At 43.1% G+C, this 16,436-nt stretch carries 16 protein-coding genes, 2 tRNA genes and 3 rRNA genes; 20 read left to right on the plus strand and 1 reads right to left on the minus strand.

Annotated elements, in window-relative coordinates:
- From MUF05_01070 to MUF05_01125, 12 genes are all read left to right on the plus strand, one after another.
- Positions 1-650, plus strand: a 16S ribosomal RNA gene (locus tag MUF05_01070); the annotation flags it as partial.
- A gap of 214 nt (positions 651-864) precedes the next feature.
- Positions 865-941, plus strand: a tRNA-Ile gene (locus MUF05_01075).
- Between the two features lie 64 nt (positions 942-1,005).
- Positions 1,006-1,081, plus strand: a tRNA-Ala gene (locus MUF05_01080).
- Positions 1,082-1,237: 156 nt separating this feature from the next.
- Positions 1,238-5,081 (plus strand): 23S ribosomal RNA (locus MUF05_01085).
- A gap of 108 nt (positions 5,082-5,189) precedes the next feature.
- Positions 5,190-5,306, plus strand: a 5S ribosomal RNA gene (gene rrf / locus MUF05_01090).
- Between the two features lie 771 nt (positions 5,307-6,077).
- The gene (locus MUF05_01095; protein ID MCU0665676.1) at positions 6,078-6,344 is read left to right on the plus strand and encodes a type II toxin-antitoxin system PrlF family antitoxin; all 267 of its coding nucleotides are present in this window, start codon (positions 6,078-6,080) and stop codon (positions 6,342-6,344) included.
- Positions 6,341-6,619, plus strand: coding sequence for a hypothetical protein (locus MUF05_01100; protein MCU0665677.1), 279 nt, complete (start codon positions 6,341-6,343; stop codon positions 6,617-6,619). Before MUF05_01095 ends, MUF05_01100 begins: the two co-directional genes overlap by 4 nt.
- Before the next feature lie 399 nt (positions 6,620-7,018).
- Complete coding sequence (locus tag MUF05_01105; protein ID MCU0665678.1) at positions 7,019-7,531, plus strand: ORF6N domain-containing protein; 513 nt, start codon at positions 7,019-7,021, stop codon at positions 7,529-7,531.
- 410 nt (positions 7,532-7,941) lie between these two features.
- Positions 7,942-8,259, plus strand: a complete 318-nt coding sequence (locus tag MUF05_01110; protein MCU0665679.1) for a type II toxin-antitoxin system RelE/ParE family toxin — start codon at positions 7,942-7,944, stop codon at positions 8,257-8,259.
- The gene (locus MUF05_01115; GenBank protein ID MCU0665680.1) at positions 8,256-8,549 is read left to right on the plus strand and encodes a helix-turn-helix domain-containing protein; all 294 of its coding nucleotides are present in this window, start codon (positions 8,256-8,258) and stop codon (positions 8,547-8,549) included. Before MUF05_01110 ends, MUF05_01115 begins: the two co-directional genes overlap by 4 nt.
- A 135-nt stretch (positions 8,550-8,684) precedes the next feature.
- Entirely contained in the window at positions 8,685-8,933 is a 249-nt protein-coding gene (locus MUF05_01120) for a hypothetical protein (protein ID MCU0665681.1), read from the plus strand.
- Entirely contained in the window at positions 8,917-9,294 is a 378-nt protein-coding gene (locus MUF05_01125) for a YkgJ family cysteine cluster protein (protein ID MCU0665682.1), read from the plus strand. The genes MUF05_01120 and MUF05_01125 overlap by 17 nt, the downstream gene beginning before the upstream one ends.
- A gap of 83 nt (positions 9,295-9,377) precedes the next feature.
- On the opposite strand, the gene MUF05_01130 is transcribed toward MUF05_01125, so the two are convergent.
- Entirely contained in the window at positions 9,378-9,737 is a 360-nt protein-coding gene (locus tag MUF05_01130; GenBank protein MCU0665683.1) for a response regulator, read from the minus strand.
- Between the two features lie 314 nt (positions 9,738-10,051).
- Between MUF05_01130 and MUF05_01135 the strand changes: the two genes are divergently transcribed.
- The 8 genes from MUF05_01135 (at position 10,052) to fabG (ending at position 16,417) form a co-directional block, all read left to right on the plus strand.
- Entirely contained in the window at positions 10,052-10,375 is a 324-nt protein-coding gene (locus MUF05_01135; GenBank protein ID MCU0665684.1) for a hypothetical protein, read from the plus strand.
- A gap of 140 nt (positions 10,376-10,515) precedes the next feature.
- Positions 10,516-10,959 (plus strand): DNA-binding protein, encoded by a 444-nt coding sequence (locus MUF05_01140; protein MCU0665685.1) that lies wholly within the window; start codon positions 10,516-10,518, stop codon positions 10,957-10,959.
- A 22-nt stretch (positions 10,960-10,981) separates the two neighbouring features.
- Positions 10,982-11,533, plus strand: a complete 552-nt coding sequence (locus tag MUF05_01145) for a hypothetical protein (protein MCU0665686.1) — start codon at positions 10,982-10,984, stop codon at positions 11,531-11,533.
- Between the two features lie 184 nt (positions 11,534-11,717).
- Positions 11,718-12,452: a hypothetical protein gene (locus MUF05_01150; protein MCU0665687.1), complete on the plus strand. Its 735-nt coding sequence runs from the start codon at positions 11,718-11,720 to the stop codon at positions 12,450-12,452.
- 64 nt (positions 12,453-12,516) lie between these two features.
- On the plus strand, positions 12,517-13,263 hold the full coding sequence (gene gpmA / locus MUF05_01155; protein MCU0665688.1) for a 2,3-diphosphoglycerate-dependent phosphoglycerate mutase: 747 nt from the start codon (positions 12,517-12,519) through the stop codon (positions 13,261-13,263).
- Positions 13,264-13,365: 102 nt separating this feature from the next.
- A complete protein-coding gene (locus MUF05_01160) occupies positions 13,366-13,944 on the plus strand; it encodes a rubrerythrin family protein (GenBank protein ID MCU0665689.1) in 579 nt (192 codons plus the stop codon).
- 494 nt (positions 13,945-14,438) lie between these two features.
- Positions 14,439-15,665 (plus strand): beta-ketoacyl-[acyl-carrier-protein] synthase family protein, encoded by a 1,227-nt coding sequence (locus tag MUF05_01165; GenBank protein ID MCU0665690.1) that lies wholly within the window; start codon positions 14,439-14,441, stop codon positions 15,663-15,665.
- Positions 15,666-15,670: 5 nt separating this feature from the next.
- Entirely contained in the window at positions 15,671-16,417 is a 747-nt protein-coding gene (fabG, locus tag MUF05_01170; protein ID MCU0665691.1) for a 3-oxoacyl-[acyl-carrier-protein] reductase, read from the plus strand.
- The last annotated feature ends 19 nt before the right edge of the window (positions 16,418-16,436 follow it).

Here is a 16,436-nt window from a genome sequence, read left to right on the forward strand (position 1 = left end):
CAAGGTTAAAACTCAAAGGAATTGACGGGGGCCCGCACAAGCGGTGGAACATGTGGTTCAATTCGACGCTACGCGAAGAACCTCACCAGGGCTTGACATGTAGGAAGTAATGAACCGAAAGGGGAATTACCTGTTAAGTCAGGAGCCTGCACAGGTGCTGCATGGCTGTCGTCAGCTCGTGTCGTGAGATGTTGGGTTAAGTCCCGCAACGAGCGCAACCATCATCTTTAGTTGCTAATTTCAAAGCCGCAAGGCCTAGGAATGCACTCTAAAGAGACTGCCTGCGATAAGCAGGAGGAAGGTGGAGATGACGTCAAGTCAGTACGGCCTTTATGTCCTGGGCTACACACGTGTTACAATGCCTACTACAAAGCGTTGCCAACCCGCGAGGGGGAGCTAATCGCAAAAAAGTAGGCCCAGTTCAGATTGGAGTCTGCAATTCGACTCCATGAAGTCGGAATCGCTAGTAATGGCAGATCAGCTACGCTGCCGTGAATACGTTCCCGGGCCTTGTACACACCGCCCGTCAAGCGATGGGAGCTAGGGGTACCTAAAAACTCTACTTGTTAGGGTCTAAGGTAAAACTGGTGACTGGCGCTAAGTCGTAACAAGGTAGCCGTACGGGAACGTGCGGCTGGATCACCTCCTTTCTAAATTTTTTCTTAAGGAAAAGGTTTAGTGCATACACATAAGTATGTGATTTGCTCTGTCTGCCTCAAGTGGACAGCGCTTGGCTATTTTTTTTCTTCTAAAGGAGCTACCTCTGAGAGTAGGGAGGGGCTTCATTTTTTGCAAATGGCAAATAGCAATTAGCAAATTGATCAGGGCAATTTGCTATGAGCCATTAAGCGATTTGCCGAATTTGGGCCCATAGCTCAGTTGGTTAGAGCACAGCCCTGATAAGACTGGGGTCAGAGGTCCGAATCCTCTTGGGCCCACCATATTAGCAAATGGCGCAGAGCAAATAGCAAATTGAACTATTAGCCATTGGCTATTAGCTATATTGGGGGCGTAGCTCAGCTGGGAGAGCACCTGCTTTGCAAGCAGGGGGTCGGCAGTTCAATCCTGCTCGCCTCCACCATATCTTTTGCAAAGCGATAGAAGCGAACATAAATTTATTCCATACCGCATGGTTGTGTGGAATTATGTTCTTTGACAATTATATGTGACAAGGTCTTTTTAGATCTTGCGTGAAGCTACAATTTTTTATATCCGAGGAGAACATCAAGTTTTTTTTGGTCAAGCTACAAAGGGTCTATGATGGATGACTTGGTTAGATAAGGCGATGAAGGACGGGGTAAGCACCGATATGTTCCGGGTAGCCGCAAACATGCTTTGATCCGGAAGATTCCGAATGAGGAAACTCATGCCGATTTATATCGGCATATTTCCGCAGCGAATTCATAGCTGTGGAAAAGCGAAACTAGGTGAATTGAAACATCTAAGTAACCTAAGGAAAATAAATCACAGAGATTCTCTCAGTAGCGGCGAGCGAAGAGGGAAGAGCCTAAACTTGTTTTTCGCAAGAAAAACAAGGGTTGTGGGACCTTAATGTGGGATTGTGGACAGATAGCAGAAGCGCTTGGAAAGGCGCGCCATAGAGAGTGAAAGCCTCGTATGCGAAATCTGGAAGCACCCTAGAGGTATCCCAAGTAACACGGGACACGGGAAATCCTGTGTGAATCCGGGCCGACCACGGTCCAAGGCTAAATACTATATCTAAACCGATAGTGTACAAGTACCGTGAGGGAAAGTTGAAAAGAACCCCGGTGAGGGGAGTGAAATAGAACCTAAAATCATAGATCTACAAGCGGTAGTAGGGCTATGCTTTGACTTTTAGTCAGAGAATGCCCAACTGCGTACCTTTTGCATAATGGTCCGACGAGTTACTGTGCAGTGCGAGCTTAACCTCCGTAAGGGGGGCAGGCGTAGCGAAAGCGAGTCCCAAATGGGCGATTAGTACTGTATAGTAGACCCGAAACTGAGTGATCTACCCATGATCAGCGTGAAGCTTTCCGAAAGGAAAGTGGAGGCGCGAACCCGTCAGCGTTGAAAAACTGTGGGATGAGTTGTGGGTTGGAGTGAAAGGCTAAACAAACTCAGAAATTGCTGGTTCTCCCCGAAATATTTCTAGGGATAGCCTCGAGTAATTAAATAGTGGGGGTAGAGTGCTGAATGGGCTACGGGACCTTACCAGGTTGCTGAGCCCAACCAAACTCCGAATACCACTATTTTTATCTCGGGAGTAAGACGCCGGGGGCTAAGCTCCGGCGTCAAAAGGGTATCAGCCCAGACCATCAGTTAAGGTCCCTAAGGATAGGCTAAGTGGTAAAGGAGGTGATTTCGCCCAGACAACCAGGATGTTGGCTTAGAGGCAGCCACCATTTAAAGAGTGCGTAACAGCTCACTGGTCGAGCGATTTTGCGCCTAAGATGACCGGGGCTCAAGCCTATCACCGAAACTATGGGTTTTTTCCGACGTAAGTCGGGAAAAGCGGTAGGGGAGCGTTGTTTAGTGAGCGAAGCTGTACCGTAAGGAGCAGTGGACGCTAAACAAGTGATTATGTCGGAATAAGTAGCGAATACGCCTGCGAGAAACAGGCGCGCCGAAAGTCTAAGGTTTCCTGGGGAAGGTTAATCCGCCCAGGGTTAGTCGGTCCTAAGCTGAGGCCATATGGCGTAAGCGATGGACAATCCGTTAATATTCGGATACCAATTAAATGGCGTTAAAACTTTCTGTATGACGTGGAAGGATGGGGGCTGCGCAGTGTTGGATGTCTGCGTTTTCTCCTGAGCAATTTGGAGAAGGCACCTGATCGAAAGTGATGGGAAGTGTTCTTAATCCATGCTGCCAAGAAAAGTACAGTTAAGGAGTCATTTAATTGCCCGTACCGTAATCCGACACAGGTAGACCTCCAGAGAATGGTAAGGCGCTCGAGAGAACTCTCGTTAAGGAACTCGGCAAAATTGCCTCGTAACTTCGGGAGAAGAGGTACCCTTGATTGTAAGATCAAGGGTCACAGTAAAGTGGCCCGGGTGACTGTTTAGCAAAAACACAGCACTCTGCGAACTCGTAAGAGGATATATAGGGTGTGACACCTGCCCGGTGCTGGAAGGTTAAGGAGAGAGGTTAGTTTGTCGTAAGATAGACGAAGCTTTGAACCGAAGCCCCAGTAAACGGCGGCCGTAACTATTGATTGACCGCAGTAGTTGTAAAATTTGGCTATATGCTGGAAAATCCTGTTAGGCTGACAGTACTTCTGTTCATGAAACGGAATGTGACAATCTGTCAGATAGGGATAATCAGCAGGAAAGGCCTGAAAGGGGTCTCCATGAAAGTAGAAATCGGCTATTACTTATCAGGTTTTGCCGACGGTGAAGGAAGTTTTAATGTTTCCTTCAGACCGCGGCAAGATTATAATCCACCGTGGAAAATCTCACTTTGTTTCAATATTTCCCAGAAAGATAAAGTTATTCTTGCTTTATTTAAACATCATTTAGGTTGCGGCACGTTAAGAGGCCGGCCCGATGGCGTTTGGTATTATGAAGTGAATAATTTTACAGCGATTTGGGAAAAAGTAATACCTTTCTTTAAGAGATTTAATTTTCTTTCTGCGAAGAAGAAGCGCGATTTCGCGAAATTCTGCGAAATTGCCAGAATAATCAAGGAAGATGAGCATCTTAAGGAAGAAGGGATTAGAAAGATTATTGAAATTAGGCGAGATATGAACGATGGTGGAAAGCGAAAGTATAGCGAAATGGAGATTTTAGGTAAGTTTCAGGAATCCTCAGAGACTATACGCCAAACCTCTAAGAAATTAGAGGATGATATAGTCCGGTCTTCCGAGAAATCGGAAGTTAACATTGACGAACGGTCCTAAGGTAGCGAAATTCCTTGTGGGGTAAGTTCCCACGCGCACGAATGGTGTAACAACCTGGGCGCTGTCTCAACGAGAGACTCGGCGAAATTGTAGTGGCGGTGAAGATGCCGTCTACGCGCATCAAGACGAAAAGACCCCAGAACCTTTACTGCAACCTGCCATTGAATTTTGGTTCACTATGTGTAGCATAGGTGGGAGGCTTTGAAGCCAAGGTGCTAGCTTTGGCTGAGCCACAATGTGAAATACCACCCTTATTGCACTAAGATTCTAACCACTTGCCGTGAATCCGGCAGCGGGACAGTGACAGGCGGGCAGTTTGACTGGGGCGGTTCCCTTCTAAAGAATAACGAAGGGGCCCAAAGGTTGGCTCAGGCCGGTCGGCAATCGGCTGTGGAGTGTAAGCACAAAAGCCAGCTTAACTGTGAGTCCGGCAGGACGAACAGATACGAAAGTAGGGGCTAGTGATCCGGTGGTTGAACGTGGAATTGCCATCGCTCAACGGATAATAGGTACTCTGGGGATAACAGGCTTATCGGGCTCGAGAGTTCATATCGACAGCCCGGTTTGGCACCTCAAACATCAATGGGGTGTTTAATCGGTAACGATTAAATAGTATTGGCTAATAACGGTGGAACCCGACGAATAAGGGCAATACCGTGGGAAGGCTCTAGTAAAGCTTCGCTGTAAGAAATTACAGAAAGCATCTACGGCCCCCGTAACGACTGAAATACTGCGGAAATAAATAACAAGCGCAGTATTGAGATAGTTTATACAAGTGACATCATATAAATTATCATACGCCAACTCCGCGAAAGCGGATGAAGATATAGTCTAATCCCGTGCGAAAGCGCGGATATGATTGCGATGTCGGCTCATCCTATCCTGGGGCTGTATAAGGTCCCAAGGGTCCGGCTGTTCGCCGGTTAAAAGGGTACGCGAGCTGGGTTCAGAACGTCGCTCTCTTCAGTACGAGAGGACCTAGAGAGACGGACCTCTGGTGTTCCGGTTGTCCTGCCAAGGGCAAAGGCCGGGTAGCTATGTCCGGAAGGGATAAGCGCTGAAAGCATCTAAGTGCTAAGCCCCTCCCAAGATTAGGTATCCCCATCAGGCTGGTCGTAGACTACGACCTTAATAGGCGCAATGTGTAAGGCCCGTAAGGGTTTAAGCTAATGCGTACTAATCAGCCGATTGGCTTGACCTTAATAATAGCGTATGGTATGTAGCATTCGTGCTACATACCATATTGCTTGTAATGTCTTAAATATCTTAGTTGTTGTTTCACGGATCACATATAATTGTCAAAATATTTTGGAGCATTCATACCGAGGGGGAAACACCCGTTCCCATTCCGAATACGGAAGTTAAGCCCCTCAGGGCCGATGGTAGTGTATTCGTAAGGATATGTGAGAGTAGGTCGGTGCTCCTTAAAATAAAAAAACGCCTATGGCTTTAATGCTGTAGGCGTTTTTTTATTTTAATCCCGAAGCCTGCGCATGAAATATTTGCAGTAACCCGCAAATATTTCAAAAGCGCTTAGGCGAGGGATAGGCATGCAGAATTTTGGCACATCTTATGAAGCGGAGTAATAGCAGTAAATTTATGAGCGAAGCGAAATAAATTTACAAGCGCTTAGGCGAGGGATAATCCAAGCCCTCTCTAATCTTCCCATATAAAAAGAAAATAATAGCTGGTCACAATTTGTGACCAGCTTGATTCTTCAAGGTCGCAATTTGCGACCTTAAACTTGAGGTCACAGATTGGGACCTCAAGTTTTGCGTCTGTCTTGTCTGTATTTTTACGGGAGCGTTTGCTGCGGCCCAGCGTGCCGCAGCTGCACTTCGTTCCAGCCCCTCGCTCTCCCCCGCAGCTTCGTTTTGCTACGCGAACCGAAGCAAAACGGCGGGGGAACCGTGCCCGCTCGGGGCTTCCAAGATCCCGCAAAAACACAGCCAATCCAGCCGCTAAAATTTTTAGAAATTTCTGTCAGATTCTGTCTTTTAATACGTCTATTAAAGGAGAGGCACCTGGCGCTTGCTGCACCCGGACAAAATTGATTGTCCGGTGTTCGCCTTTCTGGCGAAGTATTGCGCCAGTGTGCCCTTGCTGGGCAAGGGAGGTGAAAGAGTTGTCTTGACAGCTTCTAATATATAAGCTATACTTCTCTTGTAAGAATGTAAGGAAGTAAGGAGAAGACAAGATGACCGTTATCGGTATGTCAAAAATAACCTCAAAAGGGCAGATTACGCTTCCGGCTGCGGTACGAAGAATGCTTAAGCTGGACAGGGGTGAGAATATCGCTTTTTGCCTGAATAAAAATGGAGTAATTATCTCACGCTGTAAAATCAATGTTGAGCCATCAGCTTTTAGTAAAGATGAATGGGCCAAGATTGATAAACTTGCTAGTGAAAAAGGAAAATCATTCGCTATCGCCGAACAAGCCAAAAGACACCTCAAATCTTTATGAGGTTTGAGTTTAAACCGTCTTTTGAACACTCTCTAAAGTCGCTTCATAGCAAAACTCAAGAAGAAGTAAAAAATTCCTGCCTAAAGATAATCGATATACTATCTCAAGATAGGTTTATCCATAAAGGCATAGGCCTTAAGCGCCTTAAGGGCGATTATTGGGAAGTTAGGCATGGCCTAAAGACTCGGCTTATTTTCCGCTGGAATAAGGATCTAGTAGAGTTTGTTTTGGTAGGCAGCCATGATGATATTAAGAGGTATTTGAGGAAGGTTTGAGGTCGCATGTTGCGACCAGTAAGGTATCACAATTTGTGATACCATTAATGTTCAAACTGGTGCCAATTTGGTACCAGTTTAATAAACTTGAGATCGCGTTTTGCGATATCAAGTTCAAGGTCACAATTTGTGACCTTGACTTTGAGGTTTCAATCTCGAACTTCAAAAAGTTGGGGAGATGGATGGGGGATTGGGGTAAGCTTTTTGGCTTTCGCTTCCGGCGCTGTCCGCCACAAATTTTGGCGGACTAATGCACGCTTCGCCAAAGCCGGAAAGCTTATATGGTTGGTGGCTAAGGTGGTTTAAATACAGCCAAGCCAAGCCGCTAAGAAAATCCCCTAGAATTTTTTGTAAGATTTTGTTTCTCTCTACGTCTATTAAAGTAGAAAGGGGGAAGTTATGCCAAATATAGTTTCCGTAGAATTAATAACAGCAAAGATTTTATTGATACGCGGCAGAAAGGTGATGGTTGACAGGGATTTAGCGCAGCTTTACGTAGTGACAACATTTAATCTTAATAAAGCAGTAAAAAGAAATATTGAAAGATTTCCTGAAGATTTTATGTTTCAATTAACTCAAGAAGAGTTTAAAAACTTGATATTCCAAAATGGAATATCAAGTTGGGGTGGAACTCGTAAGCTACCCTATGTTTTTACCGAACAAGGCGTCGCTATGCTTTCTGGAGTACTTCATAGTAAAAGAGCAGTTAAAGTTAATATCCAGATCATGCGCGCATTCGTTATGTTGAGCAGAGCTCTTTTAACAAATAAGGAGTTGTTCTTTAAATTAAATGATTTGGAAAGAAAAGTTGAGCGGCATGATATGGATATAAGAGATATTTTTGAGGCGATCCGACAGTTGATGCGCCTGCCGGATGAGAAGAGAAAGATAAAGGGATTTGCGATAAAATAAAGAATGCTGCGAGCTTCTAAGGCGCCAAATTGGTACCTTAGAGAGAAAAAATATTGAAGTGGTGATGAGGGCGTTGCATGGGCGGTAGTGTTTCGCGGCTGTCTTGTCTGTATTTTTGCGGGAACGTTTGCTGCGGCCCAGCGTGCCGCAGCTGCACTTCGTTCCAGCCCCTCGCTCTCCCCCGCAGCTTCGTTTTGCTACGCAAACCGAAGCAAAACGGCGGGGGAACCGTGCCCGCTCGGGGCTTCCAAGATCCCGCAAAAACACAGACAAGCCAAGCCGCTAAGAGAATCCACAGAAGTTCTGTAAGATTTCGTTTCTTTCCGCGTCTATTATAGTAGAAAGTGATAAATAAATTAAGCTTGACAAGTATACGCCAATGACGTATACTTTAACCACGGGGAGATCAAATGGAGATTATCGAAACCCCTGTTTTTACCAAAAGAATTAAAGGTGTACTTTCTGACAATGAGTATCGCAGGTTGCAGTGGGAATTAGCAACAAATCCCGAGGCAGGCGCGTTAATACCCGAAGGCAGAGGTTTAAGGAAGTTAAGATGGGCTGTTCCCGGAAAAGGTAAGAGGGGCGGATTACGGATTATTTATTATTGGTATATCCATAACGAAAAGATATTTATGCTTTTTTTGTATAAGAAATCAGAACAGGCAGATTTAACAAGAGAACAGCTAAAAGTTCTGGCGGAGTACGTGAAGGAGGGCGTTATATGAAAAATAAAGATTTTAGTGATTTATTAAAGAGTATCGATCAGGCAAGAAAGATTCATGCCGGGAAGATGAAGCCGGGAAGAGTTTCTGAATTTCATCCGATAATCGTTACTAATATACGTAAGAGACTACGTGTTTCGCAGGTTAAGTTTGCCCACATAATTGGGGTTAGCGTTGATACTTTGCAGAATTGGGAGCAGGGGAGAAGAAGGCCAGAAGGTCCTGCCTTAGCATTATTGAAAGTCGCCGAAGCTAATCCGGGGGCGGTGATGAGGGCGTTGTATGGGCGGTAGTTAAGTTTCGCGTCTGGCTTGGCGCAGAATGCGACACACCGGCCCATCAAATTGGGCCGGGTGTTGTCTGTATCTTTGCGGGAAGCTTTTTGGCTTTCGCTTCCGGCGCTGTCCGCCACAAATTTTGGCGGACTAATGCACGCTTCGCCAAAGCCGGAAAGCTTATATGGTTGGTGGCTAATTGCCGCGGCTTACGCCGCTATAAGGGGTGGATTTGGGGTTGACAGGTCAGGTTATGATAGTAGAATAAAGAAAAATAAAATGGCGTTGTTAATGTTCATTAATAGGGTTATAATTAATTGCTTTGTCTTTGTTCGTTTGCGCTCACAAGGGCTGCGCCAGATAAAAGCTATAAGGAGCTTGTTTGATGAAGAAAAAGAGTAGTAAGAATAGGGAAGTTATTGCCTGCCACAAGTGCAGGAATCAGTCGGATTGTTGCAGGTTGGGGGCGTGGATAGATTTGGAAGAAGCCAAGAAAATAGCTAGCGCCGGGATTAAGGGCGATTTCTTTCATTTAGAGAAGGATTCTGTGTTTCCTTCAGGGTTTAAAGTCGGCACAAGCTACGAGGATGAAACTTGTTCTTTTCTTGAGAAAGACGGGCGATGCAGAATTCATAAGGTTAACTATGATTTGAAACCTGTAACCTGCAAAGAGTTTCCTTTTGAAGATGGCCAATTGGCGCCTATCGCGCATTCATTGTGCACTATTTTAAAAGAGAAAAAGAGAAAGCGAAAAACCCCGTAGACGCTTTAGCTAAATATTTGTAGTACATAGGTTTACAAAACAAATACGGGTATTAGCGTTGATGTTAAAGCGGACAGTTTTTTCTAATTATTGCTTAGTTTGTGGTAAATTTCTTCTATCCCTGCGGGTTTAATAAAGCAGCCGTGAAGTGTTATTTCCCTGCTTAAACTAAATGCCATATCCGGGTAAGCCGTAACAACCATAATCTTTGTATTAGGGTATTTTTCTTTGATGATTCGGGCGCAGGCTTGTCCGTTCATCCCGTGCATTAAAATATCTAATATAACTATATCCGCCGGGTGAGATTCTAGCATACGAAGCGCAGTTTCGGCGTTATAGGCAGTAGTAACCTGAAAATTACGTACTGATAGATAGCGTTTTAAGGTCTCGCCTACTTCAGGCTCGTCATCAACTACTAATATTCGGGTAGAAATACTGCTCATCTTGCCCTCCTTATACAAGTATAACATTTAATAATGTAGAAATCAAATTATTATACTCGCTGTAGAAGCAACATGATAATATAATGTAAATTATTGCGGTATAGCGGATTATGTATAGGTATTATTATAATGGCATATATAATATCTACATTCAATAGCATTATTATATTATAAAGAAGTAACCTATTGATGAGATGAGTAAAACAAGAAGAGGGGGAGCATTGTTTAGTTAAAAGGGAATTTGCTTGTTTTTGCAAATAATTTGTGCTATGCTTACTGCACACTTTAGAAAAGTATTTTTATAAGGAGAGCAAGTGCAGTTTAATCAAATTCGTCAGGAAATAAAGAATGTCCCCTGTGATTCTTTGCGGCTTGATTGCGATAATCATTTTGAAGCTGTAATACCCAGGCAGGAAATCGGTAACCTTACCCATCGCCTGGAATCTTTTTTTGGCGCGCCGGTTTGGCCTTCGCGTGATGGCCTGGCTTTTAGTATAGAAGAGAAGATTAAAAGTTACGGCGGGATCATGCCGGGGCAAACACTTTATTATTGGGCCCATGGGCAGGATACGATTTTTGCCATGCTTTGGCCCTGGCAGGACGGGGTAAGGACTACTGTTAAGATAGTGCAGAAATAGATTCGGTAAAGATCTTTATGGGGTTACCCCTTCATCAATTGAAGGGGGTTTTTTTTGGCTGAATTTATAGTTTTTCCATTGGAAATATGTTTATTTAGAGGTAAAATAAACAGAACATTTAAAGGGCAGAGGCGGTATTGATGGAATATACTAAAGGTAATCTGGGCAGGATATTTGTTTTAAAGTTCAAAGATGACGATATTCTTTTTGACGAGCTGGAGAATTTTGTCAGGAAGGAAAAAGTCCGCTCTGCGGTCATGGTTTTTATTGGGGCTTTGAAAAAAGGGGATTTGGTCACAGGCCCCAAGAAACCGGTTATTCCTCCAGTGCCCAATTGGGTTAAATTCAACAACGGCTGGGAAGCAATGGGGGTGGCCACAGTTTTTACTAATAAAAAAGGGCCGCAGATTCATATCCACGCCAGTATGGGGAAGAAGAAGAAAGTGCTTACCGGATGCGTGCGTAAACAATCTAAGGTCTTCTTGGTTATTGAGGCGGTGGTTTTTGAGTTAGAAAATGTCCGGGCAAGTAAAGATATTGATCCCTTGACGGGGCTTAACCTTCTTAAGATAATAAAGGGTTAGAAACTATCCCCAGGAGGAAAATATGCTTAAGAATATTTTAGGCGCGCACGTTGGTGTTTTAATGCTTTCTTTGTTTTTCGTGCATTTTGCTTATTCAGAAGAAAGTAATTATAGCGTATCCGGTTTTTCTTCTAGCCAGGACTATAATTACTACACGCCAAAATTCAACTTTGATTATTCAACAATGTATTCTTCATATCATAACATGAGTTTTGACGCGACGATGAAAGCATATAACAGCGCTAATAGTATTAAGAATATGCCGCAGTATACAGTGCCTTCCTACATGACTAATACTGTTACTATGCCCCAAAATTCATATTTGTCATCTATGGCGTCTAATCAATACCTGCAAAATCTATCACAGAAACAACTTACCGCTGGTTCTTTATTGACGGCTGATGTTTTAAATAACAGGGGCTTGCTCAATGAATCAGCAAGCAGCCTTTTGTCAGGGGATGCCGCTAAGCCTATTAATATAACCAGCATTGATAAGCCGCAACTGCCTTTGGCGCAGGTGAAATCTTTAGAACAGTATATTAGCGGCCAGGCATCAGCACAGCAGGAAAAATAGCCATGCGCAATCTTTCTGCCAGCAACAAAAAACCTCCGGGTGTGCCCGGAGGAGTTTTGTAAGAATGGGTCATAAGCCGCATTCTGTTTGAATAAACGCTTAATGTAAGTTTGGAATATTTTTTTAAAGAAAACAAGGGTAAAACCTAAATTCTTTGTAAACGCTTTCTATTCAGGAGGAATGCATGAGAAAAATTTTTATTGTTGTATTGCTTGCGGGATTGGCTATTTTTTATTGGGGGAAGAAACAGCAATGTCAGACCCAGGCGCTAAGGAATAACCGCTCTGAATTAGAGCGTGTTTTTGTTGGGATGGATAAAAGTAAAGTTATCGGTATTTTTGGCATAGGCCAAGAGCGCACCTACAGGAAAGACGCGGATAAAACTTGGGTTACCTTTAATGCGCCCAAAGAAGGAATGGTTACTTTCCTATTCGAAAAAGATAAGCTGGTGCAATGGCAGATCAATGATCGCGCTCAGGTGGTGGAGGAATATTTAAGTGAATTCGCTCCGGCAGAAGTTTTGAAAGATTACAAGAATATCAAAGATGCAATAAGAAATGTGCTCTTAAGGCTGCCAGAAGATGTATTTATTCAAGTGACTGAACGCAGTTTTCCGGTTATCTTTGCTGAGTATTATTATAAGGGGCAATCGCGGCTGGCCAATTCCACTAGTTTTTGGAATCTGCCTGATGACCCGCCGGCATTGACAAAGGGTTTCTATCTTATTAAACTTAACGTAGAGCTTAACCAAGTCAAAGACTCATCATATATTGAGGCGATTATCGCCCACGAAATAGCGCATTTTGTCTTGGGCCACGCCTCAGGTGAATACAATATAGAAATGGAAAAACAGGCCAATGCCTTGATTAAAGAATGGGGTTTTGAGAAGGAATTTATTAAGGCCAAAAAGCGCTGGTAAAATCCTTGCCTAAGACAAAGTTTGTGATAAAATTAAGACCTTAAAATAAGAAAGGATATTTTTTATGTACAGAATAGTTTTATTAAGGCACGGAGAAAGTGTTTGGAATAAGGAAAATAAATTTACCGGATGGACAGATGTTGACCTTTCCGATAAGGGCAGGCAAGAGGCCAGGAAAGCCGGCGAGGTTTTGAAAAAAGAGGGTTTTGTTTTTGACATTGCCTATACCTCGGTATTAAAAAGGGCGATCCGCACTTTATGGACAGCGCTTGATGTGATGGATCTTATGTGGATTCCGGTAATTAATTCTTGGCGGCTTAATGAGCGCCATTACGGCGGCCTTCAGGGATTGAATAAATCTGAAATGGCGGCAAAATACGGCGAGCAGCAGGTTTTGATCTGGCGCAGGAGTTATGATATTCAACCTCCAGCTTTAGAAGATAACGACCCGCGTCATCCCAAATTTGACGCGCGCTATAAAGATATGGATAAAAAGGATATCCCCGCCACAGAGTGCCTTAAGGATACAGTCTCGCGGTTTTTGCCTTATTGGCATGATACGATCGCTGCTTCAATAAAATCAGGCAAGAAAGTTATTATTGCCGCCCATGGCAATAGCCTGCGCGCGTTAGTAAAATACCTGGATAATATTTCTGATGAGGCTATTGTAAAATTAAATATTCCAACCGGAATGCCGCTTGTTTATGAATTAGATAAAGATTTAAAGCCGATAAAGAATTATTATTTAGGAGATCCAGAAGAAGTTAAAAAGGCCATGGACCAGGTAGCGAATCAGGGGAAAGCTAAATAGCTTTCAGCTATCAGCTTTCAGCTTTCAGCTTAGAGCTTACAACTTACAGCTTATAACTTACAGCTAAAAGATAAAGAATATAGAAAACCAAAGGAGATAGTTATGGGTAAATCAATTAAGGGGACAAAGACAGAAAAGAATTTATTGGCAGCTTTTGCCGGAGAATCGCAGGCGCGGATGCGTTATACTTATTTTGCCAGCGCGGCTAGAAAACAGGGGTTTGAGCAGATAGCTAATATTTTTATGGAAACTGCCGAGAATGAAAAGGAGCACGCCAAGGTGTTTTTTAAATATCTGGAAGGTGGAGAGGTTCAGATAACCGCAGCCTATCCAGCAGGGGTGATTGCTGATACCAAGGCTAATTTAGAAGCTGCCGCAGCAGGCGAAAAGATGGAGTGGACGGTTATTTATAGTGATTTTGCGAAAATCGCTAAAGATGAAGGCTTTGACGAGGTGGCGCGTTCGTTTGAGCAGATTGCCAAGGTGGAAAAATTTCATGAAGCACGGTACCGTAAATTAGCCAGTAATGTCGCTAATGGTGAAGTATTTAAAAAGAAGTCTGCCGCGCAGTGGCATTGTATTAACTGCGGGTATGTATTTGAAGGCAATGAAGCTCCTAAAGAGTGTCCTGCCTGTAAGCATCCCCAAGCTTTCTATGAATTATTAGCAGAAAATTTTTAATAAAAATCATCTACAAACAAAAAACCCCCAAGTCAACCGCATTGGGGTTTTTTGTAGGTGATAGGCCTGACAGCTCTCGCTATCGCAAAACCCGGGACCTCCATCCCGGCATAACCACAACTACCAACCTACAACAAACTACATATAAAATATAGCATATTAAGAGCCGGTTGTCAAGGTTGCCAGCTATCAGCTGTCAGCCGTCAGCCGTCAGCTTTCAGCTATCAGATAAATAAAGTAAAAAGGTAAAAGTAAAAAGGCAAAATTACAATTAAAAAGGTAAAAGTAAGAAATAAAATCCTAAAAATATAAAATAAAACCTAATATTTAAACCAAGATTCAACAATTTTTGATATTTTATTCTTTGGTTTCTCATTTTTCTATTGGGTTATTTTCACTTTTAGTTTTTGATTTATATTTTTACCATTTACTTTTGAATTTTTACTTATACTTTTTACTTTTGACTTTTTACTTTTTACTTTTATAATGTAGCTATGCCGAAGACGCGTATTGTAATTACTGGTATCGGAGTTTTGGCTGCCAATGGTATTAGTAAGGATGCTTTTTGGAATTCAATCTTTAGCGGACAGTCCGGTATAAAGCCGATAACTCTCTTTGATGTTTCTGGCCACAAGATTAAATTAGCAGGGCAAATAAATGATTTTAAGCCAGAGGATATTTTAGGCCCCAAGGGCCTGCGCACGCTTGACAGAAGCACTAAGCTACTTAGCTGCGCCAGTAAATTCGCCCTGGATGACGCAAAGCTGGTTATTACTGAAGATAATTGCTCAAATATTGGTTTTGCCTGCGGCAATACTTTAGGAAGTGTTTATAGTATAAGCGAATTTGATAAAGAGGCCATCATTGACGGGCCGCAATATGTCAACCCCGCGCATTTTCCCAATACGGTTATTAATTCTCCCTCGGGCCAGGTATCCATTAGATTTAACATAAAAGGTTTTAATGCTACTATTTCTACTGGTTTTTGCGCGTCTTTAGATGCCTTAGGCTATGCTTTGGATTTTATAAAGTCAGGCAGGATCAAAACTGTTTTAGCTTCCACTGTGGAGGAATTTTGCCTGCAGACTTACCTTGGCTTTTACCGCACCGGATTTCTTGCCGCAAAAGAAGAGATTTGCTGCCCTTTTGATAAAAGAAGAAACGGTATAACTATCGGCGAAAGCTCTTCTTGCATAGTGGTGGAAACTTTAGAGCAGGCGCTTCTAAGAAAAGCTGTAATTTACGCCGAAGTTTTAGGTTTTGGCAGGGGGTTTGACGCCTATCGAATGAATAAATACAGCCAAGCCGGCAGAGGTTTGTCCTTGGCAATAAATTCTTGCTTGGATGATGCCGCTCTTAAGCCCGAAGACATAGATTATATTTGCGCTGGCGCCAATTCTCATCCGGATGCGGATTTGACAGAGGGCAAGGCAATAAATGAAATTTTCTCCCAGTCAAGAAAGCCTTATGTCAGCTCTATTAAGGCTGTAACCGGAGAGTGTTTTAGCGCCTCCGGGCTTTTACAGCTTATTGCTTCTGTTGGCGCGATGAATAAAGGGATTATTCCGTATACATTAAATTTGCGCGAACCGGATGAGAGAATAAAATTAAATTATGTGATGGGCTCTTTTAAAAAAGCTAAGGTGGAGAGAGTTTTAATTAATAATATGGGCCCTAGCGGCTGCAATAGCTCTGTGGTAATAGGTAAATATAAGGAGTAGAGAATATGCTTTTTAAAGACAAGACTGCCATTGTTACCGGCGCAAGCCGTGGAATAGGTAAAGCTATTGCCTTAATGCTTTCCAAAGAAGGGGCTAATGTCGCATTTAATTATTTGAAAAGCAAAGGTGAGGCCGACAGCTTAAAAGAGCAGATAGAAAAAACTGGCGGCAAAGCACTTTCTTTGCAATTAGATATCCGCGAGTTTGACAAGGCAAAAGAATTGATTGAAAAAACCAAGGCGCGTTTCGGCGGCTTGGATATATTAGTCAATAACGCTGGTATTACCATTGACAAGGCTTTGATGATGATGGCCCCTGATGACTGGAAACAAGTAGTAGACACTAATTTAGGCGGGGTATTTAATGTTACCCGTAACGCGATTATTACTTTCTTAAAACAAAAAAAAGGAGACATTGTCAATGTTTCATCAGTAAGCGGCGTCATAGGCCTGCCGCGTCAGACTAATTATTCCGCGTCTAAGGCCGGGATAATTGGTTTTACCAAAGCCCTTGCCAAAGAAGTAGCCGCTTATAATATCAGGGTCAACGCGGTTGCCCCCGGGTTTATTAAGACTGATATGGTTGCTGGCATTAAAGAAGAGCATAAAGAAGAGATTATTAAACACATTCCTCTGGCGCGGTTTGGCGAAGTAGAGGATGTGGCAAAGGCAGTAAAGTTTCTTTTAAGCAAAGACGCGTCTTTTATTACCGGTCAGACGATAATTATAGATGGCGGGTTATCAATAAATTGAGTGTAGATAGATGTTCTCA

This window comes from Candidatus Omnitrophota bacterium (assembly GCA_025453395.1).
Lineage (GTDB): Bacteria > Omnitrophota > Gorgyraeia > Gygaellales > Profunditerraquicolaceae > JAlOQK01.

Coding starts and splice junctions, on each gene's coding strand:
- MUF05_01095 (MCU0665676.1), top strand. CDS start 6,078: ATGACCGTTATCGGTATGTCAAAAATAACCTCAAAAGGGCAGATTACG.
- MUF05_01100 (MCU0665677.1), top strand. CDS start 6,341: ATGAGGTTTGAGTTTAAACCGTCTTTTGAACACTCTCTAAAGTCGCTT.
- MUF05_01105 (MCU0665678.1), top strand. CDS start 7,019: ATGCCAAATATAGTTTCCGTAGAATTAATAACAGCAAAGATTTTATTG.
- MUF05_01110 (MCU0665679.1), top strand. CDS start 7,942: ATGGAGATTATCGAAACCCCTGTTTTTACCAAAAGAATTAAAGGTGTA.
- MUF05_01115 (MCU0665680.1), top strand. CDS start 8,256: ATGAAAAATAAAGATTTTAGTGATTTATTAAAGAGTATCGATCAGGCA.
- MUF05_01120 (MCU0665681.1), top strand. CDS start 8,685: ATGCACGCTTCGCCAAAGCCGGAAAGCTTATATGGTTGGTGGCTAATT.
- MUF05_01125 (MCU0665682.1), top strand. CDS start 8,917: ATGAAGAAAAAGAGTAGTAAGAATAGGGAAGTTATTGCCTGCCACAAG.
- MUF05_01130 (MCU0665683.1), bottom strand. CDS start 9,737: ATGAGCAGTATTTCTACCCGAATATTAGTAGTTGATGACGAGCCTGAA.
- MUF05_01140 (MCU0665685.1), top strand. CDS start 10,516: ATGGAATATACTAAAGGTAATCTGGGCAGGATATTTGTTTTAAAGTTC.
- MUF05_01145 (MCU0665686.1), top strand. CDS start 10,982: ATGCTTAAGAATATTTTAGGCGCGCACGTTGGTGTTTTAATGCTTTCT.
- MUF05_01150 (MCU0665687.1), top strand. CDS start 11,718: ATGAGAAAAATTTTTATTGTTGTATTGCTTGCGGGATTGGCTATTTTT.
- gpmA (MCU0665688.1), top strand. CDS start 12,517: ATGTACAGAATAGTTTTATTAAGGCACGGAGAAAGTGTTTGGAATAAG.
- MUF05_01160 (MCU0665689.1), top strand. CDS start 13,366: ATGGGTAAATCAATTAAGGGGACAAAGACAGAAAAGAATTTATTGGCA.
- MUF05_01165 (MCU0665690.1), top strand. CDS start 14,439: ATGCCGAAGACGCGTATTGTAATTACTGGTATCGGAGTTTTGGCTGCC.
- fabG (MCU0665691.1), top strand. CDS start 15,671: ATGCTTTTTAAAGACAAGACTGCCATTGTTACCGGCGCAAGCCGTGGA.